The organism is Arthrobacter sp. YD4 (genome assembly GCF_030410515.1).
Lineage (GTDB): Bacteria > Actinomycetota > Actinomycetes > Actinomycetales > Micrococcaceae > Arthrobacter.
Genome location: NZ_JAUHHD010000002.1, coordinates 747780 through 759733, shown reverse-complemented (window position 1 = coordinate 759733; position 11954 = coordinate 747780). Strand labels below are relative to the sequence as shown.

The window sequence follows — 11954 nt, the reverse complement described above, 5'->3', positions numbered from 1 at the left end:
CTACTGCATCCGCACTCTCGGGTCGACAAGGGTGGTGGCGAAGTCGGCGAGGATCGCGCCGATCGCGAAGATCACGGAGCCGTAGGCCAAGGTGGCCGTCGCCGCGTTCACGTCCTGGAGGGCGATCGCGTCGATGCTCCACGAGCCCACGCCGTGCCAGGCGAAGATCTTCTCCGCGAAGAAGCCGCCGGCGAAGATCGCCGGGATGGTGAAGGCGATGCTCTGGGCCACCGGGATGAAGGAGACGCGCAGTGCGTGCCGGGTGATGGCCTGGTTGCGGGTGAGGCCCTTGGCGCGGGCGGTGCGGACGAAGTCGGCGTTGACGTTGTCCAGCAGGTACTGCCGCTGCGCGATCTGGTAGGCGCCCCAGCCCACGATCGTGATGGCGAAGGTGGGCACGGCGTAGTGGGCGAGCATGTCCAGGAACTGCACCCAGCCGTCGCCCTCCAGGCCGGGGGTGGAGATGCCGGTGACGAACAGAATCCGGTCACCCACGGTCTCGTTGATGTTGATGGCCCACAGCTGCACCAGGAAGTACGCGATCGGTGCGGGCACGATGTACACCAGGTAGCTGTAAGAGGTGATGGCGCGGTCGGAGAACTTGTACTGCCGGGCCGCGGTGTAAACACCGAGGGCGACGCCGATGATCAGGGTCAGGATGATCGAGGCGAGGAAGAGACGGGTGGAGATCCAGACCCGGTCGGTAAACTCTGCGTTGATGTAGGCGCCGTTGGGGCTGCGGCCCCAGTCCCAGCGGGTCACGATCCCGGTGAGCCAGTCCACGTAGCGTTCCCAGGGGCTCAGCGCGGGGTCCAGGCCCTTGAGCCTGAAGGAGTTGGCGACCTGCTCGGGGGTGGGGCGCGGGATGCGTTCCTGTTCCAGCAGCGCCGGCTGCAGGCTGGTGACCGCCAGGAAGTATCCGGCACTGGTGGTCAGGAAGATCATGACGACGTAGGTGACGGCCCGTTTGGCCAAGTAGCGGAGCATGCGGCTACGTCAGGCTGGCCGTCGGCTGTGCTGCGGTGGCGGGCGCCGCCGGGCGGGGCAGGTCCGCCCGGCCGCGGGGCAGGGTCATGAGTTCGTTCACAGCGCGAATCCTTCCGTAGTCCCCGCGTGACGGGGGGTCTCCGCCGTCGGTCCGGGATCAAGGCCAGCAGGTGCGTGGCCACCCGCAGGCCCTTCGGCCAGCCTCGTAAGGCAGTATGTTGCGGGTCACATTCCAGAGGAAACTACCACATAGAAATCACGCCGCCGGGCGGGAAATGCGCCAATCCGGGACCGTCACTACCAGATCGTTATGAATAATTCCTTTGAATTGATTTGACTTGGCGGACGGCCGAAAGAGGGCGTACTCTACGCGGTGCCAACCACCCGGACGGCCAACTCCCGCCAGGACTCGGCCAGCCGCTCCGGGGACACCTGGTGCACCCTGACGGCATAGAGGATGCGCTCCGGTTCGAGAGTCACGCTGAGCGATCCGGCCATCAGCCAGGGGTCCGCCGTAAAGCCCGCCTCGCGCAGCAGCATTTCCAGGTGGCGCTGCCAGAGGACGGCGGCCGGGACGTCGAACCGGTTGTAGGGGGATTCGTCCGCGGCCCGGGCGAGGTCGCCGAATTCCAGCACCCAGCGGATCCGGGCGGCACCCACGGCCACCAGCCGGTCCAGGGGCGGGGCGCCGGGGCCCAGGGGCGGCGGACCGAACATGAACCGGCCCTGGAACTCCGCCTCGGCGTCGCTGAGCAGGCTCACCATCAGCCCGGCGCGGCTGCCGAAGCGGCGGAACACCGTGCCCTTGCCCACGCCGGCCCGTGCGGCAAGGGAATCCATGGTGAGGGCCTCCGCGCCGCCCTGGGCGATCAGTTCCCGGGCGGCGGCCAGCAGGAGTTCGCGATTCCGCGCGGCGTCCCGGCGCTCGGACGGCCTGCCGGCGGCCGTGGGCAGGGCGGCACCGGGCGCGGACCCCGGCATGCCGGGGCGGAGGGGGATGTGGCTCACGCTCCACATCCTAGCCGCCGGGAATATTAAACGGACCGCAGTCCGTTTACCTCCGTGAAGGCCTCCGGGCCGATTCCAACAGCCACGCGCCGCTCCCGGCGCACACGAAGGAGACTCTATGTCCAGCACCACAGTCCTCACCCTCGTCGGCAGCCTCCGCGCCGGCTCCACCAACGCCCAGCTCGCCGAGGCGATCCAGCTCAACGCGCCGGAGCAGGTGGAGGTCGTGATCCACGACAGCCTGGGTGACATCCCGTTCTACAACGAGGACATCGACGTCGAGGGCCAGGTTCCCGCCGCTGCGGCCGCCCTGCGCGCGGCCGCCAGCGAGGCTGACACGCTGCTCCTGGTCACCCCCGAGTACAACGGCACCGTTCCCGCCCCGCTGAAGAACGCCATCGACTGGCTGTCCCGCCCGTTCGGCGCCGGCGCCCTCAACGGCAAGCCCACCGCCGTCGTCGGCACCGCCTTCGGCCAGTACGGCGGCGTCTGGGCCCAGGACGAGGCCCGCAAGGCCGCCGGGATCGCCGGCGCCCGGGTCCTCGAGGACGTCAAGCTCGCCGTCCCGGGCTCCATGGTCCGCTTCGCCGAGGTCCACCCGAAGGACGACGCCGAGGTCGTGGAGCAGATCAAGGGTGTCTTCCAGGCCATCGAAGAGGCCCGCACCGCCGACGCGGCCTAGTCTCCCCTGCCCCGGAAGCCCCCGGCCGGCCGCTGGCTGCCGGGGGCTTTCGTGTGCGCTCGATCTTGTGAACAAAAGTTTTCCCCATAACAACAAGCGCTGTATCCTGAGGGTGTGACCCACGAAACACTTGATGCCGCCGGCGCTGTCCTGCCGGCCGAGGCCATTGACGCAATCGAACGCGCGGCTACGTCCGCCCACCGCCACGAGGAACTCTTCTCGGAGCGCGCAGCAAACATCAAGCAATCGGCCGTGCGGGACGTCTTCGACATCTCCCTGCGGCCCGGACTGGTCTCCCTCGCCGGGGGCAGCCCGTACCTCCAGTCCCTCCCGCTGGACCGGCTCGCGGAATCGGCGGCCCGGATCATCGCCGAGGAGGGCCTGACCGCCCTCCAGTACGGCGGCGGCCAGGGCACCGAGGAACTCCGCCGCCAGATCTGCGAGGTGATGGCCGCCGAGGGAATCCTCGACGCCGCCCCGGAGAACATCGTCATCACGGCGGGCTCCCAGTCCGCCCAGGACGTGGCCACCAAGGTCTTCTGCAACCCCGGCGACGTGGTCCTGGTGGAGGACCCGACCTACGTCGGCGCGCTGAACACCTTCGAGGCCTACCAGGTGGAGGTCGCCACCATTCCGATGGACGGCGACGGCATCGTCCCGGAGCAGTTGGAGGCCAGGATCGCCGCCCTGCAGGCCGAGGGCAAGAACATCAAGTTCCTCTACACCATCCCCAGCTTCAACAACCCTTCCGGCATCACCCTGGCCGCCGAGCGCCGGCAGCGGGTCGTGGATATATGCCGTAACGCGAATATCATCATCCTGGAAGACAACCCCTATGGGCTGCTGCGCTTTGACGGCCGCCCGCTGACGCCGCTGCGGGCCGGGAACCCGGACGACGTCATCTACATGGGGTCCTTCTCCAAGATCTTCGCCCCCGGCCTGCGGATCGGCTGGGCGCTGGTCCCCGCGCACCTGCAGCGCCGCTACTACCTGGCCTCCGAGGCTGTCACCCTGTGCCCGCCGACGCTGAATCAGATGCTGGTCTCGGCTTACCTCCGCGATTACGACTGGCAGGGTCAGATCGCCACTTACCGCGGCCTCTACAGGGAGCGGTGCGAGGCGATGCTGGCAGCCCTGGAGGAGTACATGCCGGAGGGGCTCAGCTGGACCCGGCCCGAGGGCGGCTTCTTCGTCTGGGTCACCCTGCCGGAGGGCATCGACACCTACCCGCTGCTGCAGAAGGCGATCGACGCCGGGGTGGTCTTCATTCCGGGTGCCGCGTTCAGCCCCTCCGACGAGCCCTCGAACAAGCTGAGGCTCGCGTTCAGCGCCGTCCCGGCCGAGGCGATCGAGGAAGGCGTCCGCAGACTGGCGCCGGTCCTGCGGGAAGCCGTCGGGGCGTTGTAGCCTGAACTGATTGTCTGGCCCGCCTGAATTAGAGGAGACCTCATGTCCGGAATCATCGTCGTCGGCGTCGACGGCAGCGAGACTGCCCTGCGCGCCGCGCACACCGCGCGCGATTTGGCCGCCTCCCTCGGTGCCACCCTCCACGTTGTCAGCGCCTTCGACAGCGACCGGACGCAGGTGTTCGGCAGCGGCAGCGACCAGTGGATCGTCTCCGACGCCGGCGACGCCGAGACGGTCGCCAAGGGCGTGGCCGAGAAGCTGCAGTCCGAAGGCACCCCCGTGACCTACTCCGCGGCGCGCGGCAAGCCCGCCGAGGCCTTGATCCAGGAGGCCGAGCGCACCGGCGCCCGGATGATCGTGGTGGGCAACCGCCGGATGCGCGGCCTGGGCCGGGTGCTGGGGAGCGTTGCGAACAGCGTGGCCCACAACGCCCCCTGCGACGTCTACATCGCCAAGACCGACTCGCCGGAATAGTCACCCCGGCCGCCCGGGCGGCTCAAGTTTTACGGCCGGCTCAGGCCTGCGGCGCCGGGTGCGGATTTTTCAGCACCCGGCGCAGGATTTTGCCCGAGGCCGACTTCGGCACGGCGTCGATGAACTGTACCCGGCGGATTTTCTTAAACGGGGCGACCTTCGCGGCCACGAAGTCCTCGACGGCCACCTCATCCAGCGCGTCGCCGTCGGGCCCGGGCTGGCGCACCACGAAGGCCATGGGAACCTCCTGGCCGTCCTCGTCGACGCTGCCGATCACGGCGGCGTCCGCGATTCCCGGGTGGGTCAGCAGCAGCGCCTCGAGCTCGGCCGGGGCGATCTGGTAGCCCTTGTACTTGATCAGTTCCTTGAGCCGGTCAACGATCGTGACCACCCCGTCGGCACGGACCGTGGCGATGTCCCCGGTGCGCATGAACCCGTCCGTGTCCAGGGTGTCCGCGGTCTCCTCGGGCCGGTTCAGATACCCGAGCATCACGTTCGGGCCGCGGCACAGCAGGTGTCCGGGTGCGCTGGTGCCCTCGGCGGGGATCTCGATCTCGTCCCCGCTGGCGGGGTCCACCAGGCGGCACTCCATATTGGGGACGGTGTAGCCCACCGAGCTGACCGGGACGTCGACGGCGTCGACCGGGATCAGGTGCGAGACCGGGCTCATCTCGGTCATGCCGTAGCCCTGGAGGACCCGGCAGCCCAGCCGTTCGCCGAGCCGGGTGCCGAGTTCGCCGTCCAGCGGCGCCGCGCCGGACATGGTGGTGCGCACGGATCCGAGGTCGTACTCGGCCACCATGGGGTGCTTGGCCAGGGCCACGGCCACGGGCGGGGCGATGAAGAGGAAGCTGCAGCGCTGCTCCTGGATCAGCCTGAGGAACTCCGCGAGATCGAACCTGGGCATGGTGACCAGCCTGGCGCCCTCGCGCAGGGCCAGGTTCAGCAGCACCGTCAGGCCGTAGATGTGGAAGAACGGCAGGACCGCCAGGACCCGGTCCTCGGCGGTGACCTTGAGCAGGTTCCGGGACTGTTCGACGTTGGCCACCAGATTGCGGTGGCTGAGCATCACGCCCTTGGGCCGGCCGGTGGTGCCGGAGGAATAGGGCAGCACGGCGATGTGCCTGGCCGGGTCGAAGCTGACCTCAGGGGCGGGTTCCCCGGCGGTCAGCAGGTCCCGCAGCGAGGGGTGCCCCTCGGCGCCGTCGAGCACCACCAGCCGGTCGGCGGGAATGCCCGCCTCCTGCGCCGCGGCGCGTGCGGCCGGGAGCAGCGCCGAGACGGTGAAGAGCCAGTCTGCGCCGGCGTCGTCGAGCTGCTTGGCGGTTTCCTCGGCCGTGTACAGGGAGTTGACAGTGGTGACGGTGGCGCCGGCCCGAAGCAGGCCGTGGAAGACGACGGCGAAGGCCGGGGTGTTTGGGCAGAGGATTGCCGCGACGCCGCCGACGCCGAGGCCCCGGGCCGCAACGGCTCCGGCGACGGCGTTGACCCCGTCGCGCAGTTCCCGGTAGCTGGTCTCCGCGCCGCCGCTTCCATCCACCAGCGCCACCCGGTCCAAGGCGGCGTCGTCGAGGCCGGCAAAAAGGTAGTCGTAGAGGCTGACGTCGGGAATGTCTACGGCGGGGAACGGACTCCGGAACACCACTATCTCCTTTGATCGGTGAGGACCGCACCGCGGCGGCTGGTGCCACTCTAATGCCGCGGGACGCCGGCGGACAGGAGGGCGGCACTTTGACCGCCGTCACGGTGGCCCGTGGGCAGTCTCACCCGGATCCGGTCCGGGCCGGCGGTGGGCGCGGCGGTAAAATGGGAGGTGCCCCCGACGGTGCGGACAGTCCTATCCGCCCACGTTTCCGGGAGAATCCCTTGCCTACTCTGCCTACTTTGCAACGCCGCCAGCTCGTCGGCCACGACATCCTGCTGGCCCGCCACGGCAACCACATCAGCGCCATGCGGGTGGACCGCGCCGCCGGCCGCGTGGTGGCCTACCTCGACGACGGCAGCGTGGACTCGGCGCCGAACCTGATTTCCCCGTCGCTGCGGATGCCGGCGACGGTGCGCAGCGTGCTGCGGGAGGACTGGAAGTTCCTCTCCATCGTCACCGGCGCGAGCTTCGGCGTGGCCGGCACCATGTTTGCCGCGGCCATCGCCGTCGCGAACTGGGGCGGCAGCCGGGTCATCGGCCAGCTCCTCTCCGGTTACTCCGGAGCGTAGAGCCTCCAGAAGGTTCTCACTAACGGGAAGGGGCGGGCGCTCGGGCGCCCGCCCCTTCCCGTCGGTCAGACCCGGCGAGTCGGAACCGGTTAGTCGAGCAGCAGCGCCGGTTCCTCGAGGATCGAGGCGACGTCAGCCATGAAGCGGGCCGAGAGGTCCCCGTCCACCACGCGGTGGTCGAAGGAGCCGCCGAGCGTGGTGATCCAGCGCGGGATGACTTCGCCGTCCAGTACCCACGGCTTCTGCTTGATGGTTCCGAAGGCCACGATCGCCACCTCGCCCGGGTTGATGATCGGGGTGCCGGTGTCGATGCCGAGGGCGCCGATGTTGGTGATGGTCAGGCTGCCGCCTTGCATCTGGGCCGGCTGGGTCTTCCCGGCGCGGGCCGTAGTGGCCAGCTCGTTCAGTGCCAGCGCCAGTTCCTTCAGCGAGAGGTCCTGAGCGTTCTTGATGTTCGGCACCATGAGCCCGCGCGGCGTGGCCGCGGCGATGCCCAGGTTCATGAAGTGCTTGACGTGGATCTCCGCGGAGTCGCTGCCGTCCTTCGCGTCCACCCAGCTGGCGTTGACGCTGGGGTTCCGTGCCGCGGCCCAGATGACGGCCTTCGCCAGGATCAGCAGCGGCGAGACCTTGATGCCTTCGAAGTCCCGGGAGGCCTTCAGCCGCTTGACGAATTCCATGGTGCGGCTGGCGTCCACGTCGACGAAGATGCTCACGTGCGGGGCCGCGAAGGCAGACTCGACCATGGCCCGGGCGGTGGCCTTGCGGACACCTTTGACCGGGATCTTCTCGATCCGCTGTTCCTGCGGGCGGCCCGTCTTGCCCCAGAAGGTGTCCGCCTTGTCCACCTCGGCGTCGCGCTGCGCCTGGTAGCTGACCAGATCCTCGCGGGTCACCTCGCCACGGGCGCCGGTGGGGACGACGTCGGCCAGGTCGATGCCAAGGTCACGGGCGATCTTCCGGACCGGCGGCTTGGCCAGGACCTTGGAGACGAGGCCGGTGATGGCTCCGCCGAGGGTGGGGCGCGGGTCGGCCCCAGCAACGGGGGCCTGGGGTCCGCGTCCGGCCTGGGTGACGGAGGCCGGGTCGATCCAGATGTCGTGCGACTCGACCGGCTCGGCGGGAGCGGCTGCCGCGGGGGCTGCGGCCGGGCTGGCTGCGGGCGCTGCCGGCGCGGAGGTCCGGCGGCGGCGCTTCACGGCGTCGGCCTTGGGGCCGGAGCCAACCAGCGGGCCGCCGGCGGGGCGGCCGTCGGCTTCTGCGGCGGGCTCGGCGTCGCCGCCCGGGGTGAGCGTGCCGTACATCGGTGCCGGTTCCGGGGCCTCCGGCGCCTGGGTCCGGTCGGGGGCGGGCGCCGCGGAAGCCGCCGGGGCGGGTGCCGCGGGTGCGCCGGCGTCGGCCACGCTGATGATGGGGGTGCCGACGTCGACCGTCACACCCTCGGCGACCAGCAACTCCGCCACCGTCCCGGCGTAGGGCGAGGGGAGTTCGACGATCGACTTGGCGGTCTCGATCTCGCAGAGGATGTCATTGACGGCCACCGTGTCGCCGGCCTTGACCTTCCAGGAGACGATTTCGGCCTCGGTCAGGCCCTCGCCGACGTCCGGGAGATTGAACTTGTTTACGGTCATGGTGCTCCCCGTCAGTAGGCGAGGGCGCGTTCGAGCGCCTCAAGAATGCGGTCGATGTCCGGCAGGTAGTCTTCCTCGACCTTGGCCACCGGGTAGGGCATGTGGAAGCCGCCGACGCGCAGCACCGGGGCCTCCAGGGAGTGGAAGGCCCGCTCGCTGACGCGCGCCGCGATCTCGCCGCCGATGCCGCCGAAGGTGGGGGCCTCGTGCGTGACGATCAGCCTGCCGGTCTTCTTCACGGACGCTGTGACGGTGTCGAAGTCGATCGGTGAGATGGACCGCAGGTCGATCACCTCGACGCTGTGCCCGTCCTCGGCCGCGGCGTTGGCGGCGGCGAGGGCCACGGGCACCAGCGGGCCGTAGGCAACCACCGTTGCGTCGGTTCCCTCGCGCAGCACATGGGCGGCAAACGGGTCGGCGGAGCGGCCCGCGGCGGCGGTGTCGACGTCGCCCTTGAGCCAGTAGCGGCGCTTCGGCTCAAAGACGATCACCGGGTCCTGGCAGTCGACGGCCTGCTGGATCATCCAGTAGGCGTCGTGCGGGTTGGACGGGGTGATGATCCGGATCCCGGCGGTGTGTGCGAACAGTGCCTCGGGAGACTCGGAGTGGTGCTCGATCGAGCCGATGCCGCCGCCGTAGGGGATGCGGATGACCACGGGGACCGTGAGGTTGCCGTTGCTGCGCGAGTGCATCTTGGCCAGCTGGGTGGTGATCTGGTTGAAGCCCGGGAAGACGAAGCCGTCGAACTGGATCTCGCAGACGGGCCGGAAGCCGCTGAGGGCCAGGCCAATCGCGGTGCCGATGATGCCGGATTCGGCCAGCGGGGTGTCGACGACGCGGTCGGCGCCAAACTCGCCGATCAGGCCGTCGGTGACCCGGTAGACGCCGCCGAGGGGTCCGATGTCCTCGCCCATCAGCAGGGTGCGCGGGTTGCCGGCCAGGGTGGCGCGCAGGCCCTCGTTGATGGCCTTGGCAATGGTCATGGTGGTCATCGGCTGGCTGCCCCGTCTGTCGCTGTGCCCTGTGTTCCGGAGTCCTCGGCGTCTGCCGCCTCATCGGCGAAGCCGGCGCTGTAGTCCTCGAACCACGCCAGTTCCTCAGCCACCAGGGGGTGGGCCTCGGCGTAGGTGTTCGCGAAGGCCTGCCGAATGTCCGGGGTCTCCAGGTCGTGGGTGGTCTTGCGGACGTAGGCGGCGAGCTCGTCGCCGTCGGCCTTGACCTGCTCGAAGAAGGCGTCGTCCGCGAGACCCTCGGCCCGCAGGTACTTCTCGAGCCGCTCCAGCGGATCCTTGGCCCGCCACTGCGCCTCCTCCTCGGAGCCGCGGTACTTCGTTGGGTCATCCGCCGTGGTGTGGGCGCCCACCCGGTAGGTGAAGGCCTCGATCAGCACCGGGCTCTCGCCGCGCCGGGCCCGGTCCAAGGCCCATTCGGTCACGGCGTGCACCGCGATGACGTCGTTGCCGTCCACCCGGATGCCCGGGAAGCCGTAGCCCTTGGCGCGGTTGGAGAGCGGAATCCGGGTCTGCACCGTGGTGGGGACCGAGATGGCCCAGTGGTTGTTCTGGCAGAAGAAGACCACGGGGGCGTTGAAGGAGGACGCGAAGACCATCGACTCATGGACGTCGCCCTCGGAGCTGGCGCCGTCGCCGAAGTAGACCATGACGGCGGCCTTCTCCCCGGTGGGGTTCAGCTTCTGCTCGCGCTGGATGCCCATGGCGTAGCCGACGGCGTGCGGCGTCTGGGCTGCCAGGACCAGCGTGTACAGGTGGAAGTTGGTGTCTTTGGGGTTCCAGCCGCCGTTCGACACCCCGCGGAACTGCCGCAGCAGCTCGGCGAGGTCCACGTTCCGCGTCAGGGCGACGCCGTGTTCCCGGTAGGTGGGGAAGATGTAGTCCTGCGGCTGGCTGGCCCGGCCCGAGCCGATCTGCGCGGCTTCCTGTCCGGTCAGCGGCACCCAGAGGGCCAGCTGGCCCTGGCGCTGCAGCGCGGTGGCCTCGACGTCGAACCGGCGGATCTTCGCCATGTCCGCGTAGAAGCCCTTCAGCGTCCCGGCGTCCAGGCGGGCGGCGTACTCGGAGAACACCGGGTCCGTCCCCAGGGTCCCGTCCGGGCGCAGGAGCTGGACCATGGGGACGTCGGGGTCGCCCAGGACAGCCTCGGCCTGCGCCTCGCGGCGGTCATCCGTGTCGGTTCCGTCGAACTCGGTGGAGGGCAGTTGTGTACCCATACCGTCTCCTTGCCTGCCGCATCCGGGGCGCTGCACTCGGTGGTAGATATGCCGCACCGGGAATACATCCCGGTTCCGGCATACATGATGGCTTACTCGTCCCCACAGTACCCTCCGCGGGCGGCCGCAGGGGGTGATGCTTACCGCTAGGAACGCTGCGGGGCTTTTGTATAGTTCGCACACAGTTCGAGGAAGCGGGTGTTGGCTTCCGTCTCGCCGATGCTGACCCGCACACCCTCGTCGCCGAAGGCCCGGACGGAGAGCGCCTGCTCCCCCGCCAGTGCGGCAAATTCGCCGCTGTTGGCCCCGAGGTTCAGCCAGACGAAGTTGCCCTGGGCCTCGGGAACGAACCAGCCGAGGGCCCGCAGGCCTGCCGTTACCCGGTCCCGTTCGTCGACCAGGCTTTGTACCCTTTCTACAACCTGGTCGTAGTGCTGGAGGGAGGCGACGGCGGCGTCCTCACCCAGCTGGGATACGGCGAACGGGGTGGCCGTGACGCGCAGGTGCTGGGTCAACCCGGGCTGGGAGACGCTGTAGCCCACCCGGAGGCCGGCCAGGCCGTGGGCCTTGGAGAAGGTCCGGAGCACCACCACGTTGGGGAATTTGCGGTACATCTCGATGCCGTCCACGGCGTCCTCGGCCCGGACGAACTCCTGGTAGGCCTCGTCGATCACGACGACGACGTCCGCGGGCACGGCGTTGAGGAACCGCTCCGTCTCTTCGGAGGTGAGGATGGGCCCGGTGGGGTTGTTCGGGGTGCAGAGCAGGATCATCTTTGTCCGGACAGTGACGGCGGCGGCCATGGCGTCCAGGTCGTGGCGTCCGTCCGCGGTGAGCGGGATTCGGACGCTCTCGGCACCGGCGAGGCCGACGCTGATGGGGTAGGCCTCGAAGGAGCGCCACGCGTAGATAACTTCGTCGGCCTTGCCGTCGTCGTTCTGGCCGGCGAAGGTGGCCAACAGCTGGTTCAGGGCGCCGAGGCTGCCGGCGCCGGTGACGATGTCCTCGGCCGGGACGTCGAGGAAGTCGGCGAGCGCGGCGCGGAGCTTGCTGCTGAGCGGGTCCGGGTAGCGGTTGAAGTCGGTCCGCGCCGCGATGGCCTGCTGCACTGCAGGGATCGGCGGGAGCGGGTTTTCGTTGGAGGAAAGCTTGTAGCTGACCAGCCCCTCGACGGGAGCCGGCGGCTTGCCGGCTGCGTATCGGGGAAGCAGGTCCACCACCGGCCGCGGGCGGATTCCGCCGGCCAGGCTGTCAGAAGAAGTCATGCCCCCTAGCCTACGACGCCACCCTGCCCGTGCGTCCGGTGATGTGACAGCATGGGGCC

At 69.3% G+C, this 11954-nt stretch carries 11 protein-coding genes; 4 read left to right on the top strand and 7 right to left on the bottom strand.

The genetic code is table 11. From position 1 onward, the window contains the following. Both QWJ39_RS08055 and QWJ39_RS08050 read right to left on the bottom strand, forming a co-directional pair. A complete protein-coding gene (locus tag QWJ39_RS08055) occupies positions 1-987 on the bottom strand; it encodes an ABC transporter permease (RefSeq protein ID WP_290257222.1) in 987 nt (328 codons plus the stop codon). 366 nt (positions 988-1353) lie between these two features. Next, a complete protein-coding gene (locus tag QWJ39_RS08050) occupies positions 1354-1968 on the bottom strand; it encodes a TetR/AcrR family transcriptional regulator (protein ID WP_290257317.1) in 615 nt (204 codons plus the stop codon). A gap of 145 nt (positions 1969-2113) precedes the next feature. Between QWJ39_RS08050 and QWJ39_RS08045 the strand changes: the two genes are divergently transcribed. From QWJ39_RS08045 to QWJ39_RS08035, 3 genes are all read left to right on the top strand, one after another. After that, complete coding sequence (locus QWJ39_RS08045; protein WP_290257221.1) at positions 2114-2677, top strand: NADPH-dependent FMN reductase; 564 nt, start codon at positions 2114-2116, stop codon at positions 2675-2677. A 114-nt stretch (positions 2678-2791) separates the two neighbouring features. Next, complete coding sequence (locus QWJ39_RS08040; RefSeq protein ID WP_290257220.1) at positions 2792-4084, top strand: PLP-dependent aminotransferase family protein; 1293 nt, start codon at positions 2792-2794, stop codon at positions 4082-4084. Positions 4085-4126: 42 nt separating this feature from the next. Next, positions 4127-4558: a universal stress protein gene (locus QWJ39_RS08035; RefSeq protein ID WP_290257219.1), complete on the top strand. Its 432-nt coding sequence runs from the start codon at positions 4127-4129 to the stop codon at positions 4556-4558. A 40-nt stretch (positions 4559-4598) separates the two neighbouring features. On the opposite strand, the gene QWJ39_RS08030 is transcribed toward QWJ39_RS08035, so the two are convergent. Next, entirely contained in the window at positions 4599-6200 is a 1602-nt protein-coding gene (locus QWJ39_RS08030) for an AMP-binding protein (protein ID WP_290257218.1), read from the bottom strand. A gap of 233 nt (positions 6201-6433) precedes the next feature. On the opposite strand from QWJ39_RS08030, the gene QWJ39_RS08025 reads away from it, so the two are divergent. Beyond that, positions 6434-6772 (top strand): hypothetical protein, encoded by a 339-nt coding sequence (locus QWJ39_RS08025; RefSeq protein WP_290257316.1) that lies wholly within the window; start codon positions 6434-6436, stop codon positions 6770-6772. 89 nt (positions 6773-6861) lie between these two features. Here the strand turns inward: QWJ39_RS08025 and QWJ39_RS08020 are convergent, their stop codons facing one another. The 4 genes from QWJ39_RS08020 to QWJ39_RS08005 form a co-directional block, all read right to left on the bottom strand. After that, positions 6862-8403: a dihydrolipoamide acetyltransferase family protein gene (locus QWJ39_RS08020; protein WP_290257217.1), complete on the bottom strand. Its 1542-nt coding sequence runs from the start codon at positions 8401-8403 to the stop codon at positions 6862-6864. 11 nt (positions 8404-8414) lie between these two features. Beyond that, positions 8415-9395: an alpha-ketoacid dehydrogenase subunit beta gene (locus QWJ39_RS08015; protein ID WP_290257216.1), complete on the bottom strand. Its 981-nt coding sequence runs from the start codon at positions 9393-9395 to the stop codon at positions 8415-8417. Beyond that, positions 9392-10630: a pyruvate dehydrogenase (acetyl-transferring) E1 component subunit alpha gene (pdhA, locus tag QWJ39_RS08010; protein ID WP_290257215.1), complete on the bottom strand. Its 1239-nt coding sequence runs from the start codon at positions 10628-10630 to the stop codon at positions 9392-9394. The genes QWJ39_RS08015 and pdhA overlap by 4 nt, the downstream gene beginning before the upstream one ends. 146 nt (positions 10631-10776) lie before the next feature. Continuing rightward, entirely contained in the window at positions 10777-11895 is a 1119-nt protein-coding gene (locus tag QWJ39_RS08005; RefSeq protein WP_290257214.1) for a histidinol-phosphate transaminase, read from the bottom strand. Between the last annotated feature and the right edge of the window lie 59 nt (positions 11896-11954).

Coding starts and splice junctions, on each gene's coding strand:
- QWJ39_RS08005 (WP_290257214.1), bottom strand. CDS start 11,895: ATGACTTCTTCTGACAGCCTGGCCGGCGGAATCCGCCCGCGGCCGGTG.
- QWJ39_RS08020 (WP_290257217.1), bottom strand. CDS start 8,403: ATGACCGTAAACAAGTTCAATCTCCCGGACGTCGGCGAGGGCCTGACC.
- QWJ39_RS08055 (WP_290257222.1), bottom strand. CDS start 987: ATGCTCCGCTACTTGGCCAAACGGGCCGTCACCTACGTCGTCATGATC.
- QWJ39_RS08045 (WP_290257221.1), top strand. CDS start 2,114: ATGTCCAGCACCACAGTCCTCACCCTCGTCGGCAGCCTCCGCGCCGGC.
- pdhA (WP_290257215.1), bottom strand. CDS start 10,630: ATGGGTACACAACTGCCCTCCACCGAGTTCGACGGAACCGACACGGAT.
- QWJ39_RS08015 (WP_290257216.1), bottom strand. CDS start 9,395: ATGACCACCATGACCATTGCCAAGGCCATCAACGAGGGCCTGCGCGCC.
- QWJ39_RS08035 (WP_290257219.1), top strand. CDS start 4,127: ATGTCCGGAATCATCGTCGTCGGCGTCGACGGCAGCGAGACTGCCCTG.
- QWJ39_RS08050 (WP_290257317.1), bottom strand. CDS start 1,968: ATGCCGGGGTCCGCGCCCGGTGCCGCCCTGCCCACGGCCGCCGGCAGG.